Genomic DNA, 2,976 nt, shown 5'->3' with positions numbered 1-2,976 from the left:
GGATTGGATGACGACGTGGTCGTCGACCCACCGCCGGGCCGCGGGCTCGAGCGCGGCAGCGTCGAGCGCGTCGTAGAGCACGCCCGTGTAGCGCTCGATCGCGGGCATCGTCGGCGACGTGCGCACGCCCGCGTTGTCGGCGGCCGCGCGCGCCTTGGCGGGCGTCGAGACGTCCTGGCCGGCGGCGACGAGGCGGTCGAGGGCGTCCAGCGCCCGCGAACGGGCGACGGCCAGCCCGGGGAAACCCAGACTGGCCGTCGTGAGGCTGGCGCCCGTCCCGCCTGCCGCCTTCGTCTCGCTGGGCGGCAGGAGGACGATCACGCGAGCTTGGCGTTCCGTGCGACGATCTCGACGCGGTCGTGATCGACCGAGAGGAACCCGTCAGCGGCATCCACGGTGTGGACAGTGCCAGACGCATCGGTGACGCGCACCTGGCCCTCATCCGCGAGCACCGCGAGCACCGGCTCGTGGCCCGACAGGATGCCGATCTCGCCCTCGGTGGTCTTGGCGATGACCTGCGATGCCTCGCCCGACCACACCTCGTCCGCGGCCGAGACGATGCTGACGGTGAGAGCCATCAGCCGTTCTCCTTCTGGATCTGCGCCCACTTCTCCTCGACGTCCGTGATCGCGCCGACGTTGAAGAACGCCTGCTCGGCCACGTGGTCGAACTCGCCCTTGGCGATCGCGTCGAACGACTCGATCGTCTCCTTGAGCGGCACGGTGGAGCCCTCGACACCCGTGAACTTCTTCGCCATGTAGGTGTTCTGCGAGAGGAACTGCTGGATGCGGCGCGCGCGGTTCACGACGATCTTGTCCTCCTCGGACAGCTCGTCGACACCGAGGATGGCGATGATCTCCTGCAGCTCCTTGTTCTTCTGGAGGATCTGCTTGACCGTCGTCGCGACGCGGTAGTGGTCCTCGCCCAGGTAGCGGGGGTCGAGGATGCGGCTCGTCGACGTGAGCGGGTCGACGGCCGGGTAGAGGCCCTTCGACGCGATCTCGCGCGAGAGCTCCGTCGTGGCGTCGAGGTGCGCGAACGTCGTGGCGGGGGCCGGGTCGGTGTAGTCGTCGGCCGGCACGTAGATCGCCTGCAGCGAGGTGATCGAGTGGCCGCGCGTCGACGTGATGCGCTCCGGCAGGATGCCCATCTCATCGGCGAGGTTCGGCTGGTAGCCCACCGCGCTCGGCATGCGGCCGAGCAGCGTCGACACCTCGGAGCCCGCCTGCGTGAAGCGGAAGATGTTGTCGATGAAGAGGAGCACGTCCTGCTTCTGCACGTCGCGGAAGTACTCGGCCATCGTCAGCGCCGAGAGCGCGACGCGGAGGCGCGTGCCCGGGGGCTCGTCCATCTGGCCGAAGACGAGGGCGGTCTTGTCGAAGACGCCCGCCTCCTCCATCTCGTGGATGAGGTCGTTGCCCTCACGCGTGCGCTCGCCGACGCCCGCGAACACCGAGACACCGCCGTGGTCCTGCGCGACGCGCTGGATCATCTCCTGGATGAGGACCGTCTTGCCGACGCCCGCACCGCCGAAGAGGCCGATCTTGCCGCCCTGCACGTAGGGGGTCAGGAGGTCGATGACCTTGATGCCGGTCTCGAACAGCTGCGTCTTCGACTCGAGCTGGTCGAACGAGGGGGCCTTGCGGTGGATCGACCAGCGCTCGCTCGCCTCGAGGGTCTCGCCCTCGGGGAGGTTGAGCGGCTCGCCGATGACGTTGAAGACCTTGCCCTTGGTGACGTCGCCGACGGGCACCATGATGGGCTCGCCCGAGTCGCGCACCTCCTGGCCGCGCACGAGGCCGTCGGTCGGCTTGAGGGCGATGGCGCGCACGAGGTCGTCGCCGAGGTGCTGCGCGACCTCGAGCGTGATCTCCTGCGGCTCGGTGCCGTCGCCGAAGTCGACGGTCGTCTTGAGCGCGTTGTAGACCGCGGGGATCGCGTCGTGCGGGAACTCGATGTCGACGACGGGCCCGGTCACGCGCGCGACGCGACCGACGCCGGCCTGCGTCTGCTGAGCAGCGGGGGTGTCAGTGATGGTCATGGTGGTTGCCTTTCGTGGCTACTTCGCCGAGGCGAGGGCGTCCGCGCCGCCCACGATCTCGGAGATCTGCGTCGTGATCTCGGCCTGGCGCGCGTTGTTGCGCAGGCGGGTGTAGTCGGTGATGAGCTTGTCCGCGTTGTCGGACGCCGACTTCATCGCCTTCTGCGTCGCTGCCTGCTTGGCGGCGGCCGACTGCAGCAGCGCGTTGAAGATGCGGCTCTCGACGTACACGGGCAGGAGCGCGTCGAGCACGCGAGCGGGCTCGGGCTCGAACTCGTACAGCGGCAGGTGCTCGGCGTCGCCCGCATCGGTCGCCTCGACGACCTCGAGCGGCAGCAGCCGCACGGTCGTCGGATCCTGCGTCATCATGCTGACGAAGCGGTTGTAGACGACGTGGATCTCGTCGACCTGCTCCGAGACGTACGCCTCGAGCACGGCCTCCGCGATCTCCTGCGCGAGCTCGGGCGACGGCGCGTCCGACTGGCCCGTCCACTCCCGGATGTAGGGGCGCTGGCGGAACTTGAAGTAGCCGACGGCCTTGTTGCCGATCAGGTAGTGATCGACCTCCTTGCCCTCAGCCTCGAGCTTCGCCCGCAGCTCGCCCGCCTCGCGGATGATCTGCGAGTTGAACGCGCCCGCGAGGCCGCGATCGCTCGTCAGGATGACGATCGCGGCTCGCTTGAGCTCGTCGCGCTCGACCGTGAGCGGGTGCGCCTCGTTGGAGTACGTGGCGACCGCGCTCACGGCGCGCGTGAGCGCCCGTGCGTAGGGGTTCGACGCCTTCACGCGAACCAGCGCCTTCTGGATGCGCGATGCAGCGATGAGCTCCATCGCCTTGGTGATCTTCTTGGTCGACTGCGCAGACTTGATCTTCTGCGTGTAGACCCGGAGCTGGGCTCCCATTCCGCCTCCTCAGCGAGCTCGCGTCAGCGACG

General features: G+C 68.6%; 4 protein-coding genes. All 4 read right to left on the bottom strand.

Going from position 1 to position 2,976, the window contains the following annotated elements; all coding sequences use genetic code 11:
• On the bottom strand, nt 1–321 hold a 321-nt coding region (yaaA, locus tag RIF89_RS13185), incomplete at its 3' end, for a peroxide stress protein YaaA (protein ID WP_309069553.1).
• A complete protein-coding gene (locus RIF89_RS13180; protein WP_309069552.1) occupies nt 318–578 on the bottom strand; it encodes a F0F1 ATP synthase subunit epsilon in 261 nt (86 codons plus the stop codon). The genes yaaA and RIF89_RS13180, both read right to left, overlap by 4 nt.
• On the bottom strand, nt 578–2,041 hold the full coding sequence (gene atpD / locus RIF89_RS13175) for a F0F1 ATP synthase subunit beta (protein WP_309069551.1): 1,464 nt from the start codon (nt 2,039–2,041) through the stop codon (nt 578–580). Before atpD ends, RIF89_RS13180 begins: the two co-directional genes overlap by 1 nt.
• An 18-nt stretch (nt 2,042–2,059) precedes the next feature.
• Nucleotides 2,060–2,944, bottom strand: coding sequence for a F0F1 ATP synthase subunit gamma (locus RIF89_RS13170; protein ID WP_309069550.1), 885 nt, complete (start codon nt 2,942–2,944; stop codon nt 2,060–2,062).
• Nucleotides 2,945–2,976: the final 32 nt, after the last annotated feature.

Source organism: Microbacterium sp., assembly GCF_031178525.1.
GTDB lineage: Bacteria > Actinomycetota > Actinomycetes > Actinomycetales > Microbacteriaceae > Microbacterium.
The sequence above is the reverse complement of the archived record's forward strand: the minus strand, read 5'-3'. Positions and strand labels throughout refer to the sequence as shown.

Bases quoted from the DNA above. Each gene is read 5' to 3' on its own strand.
- atpD (WP_309069551.1), bottom strand. From the start codon at position 2,041: ATGACCATCACTGACACCCCCGCTGCTCAGCAGACGCAGGCCGGCGTC.
- RIF89_RS13180 (WP_309069552.1), bottom strand. From the start codon at position 578: ATGGCTCTCACCGTCAGCATCGTCTCGGCCGCGGACGAGGTGTGGTCG.
- RIF89_RS13170 (WP_309069550.1), bottom strand. From the start codon at position 2,944: ATGGGAGCCCAGCTCCGGGTCTACACGCAGAAGATCAAGTCTGCGCAG.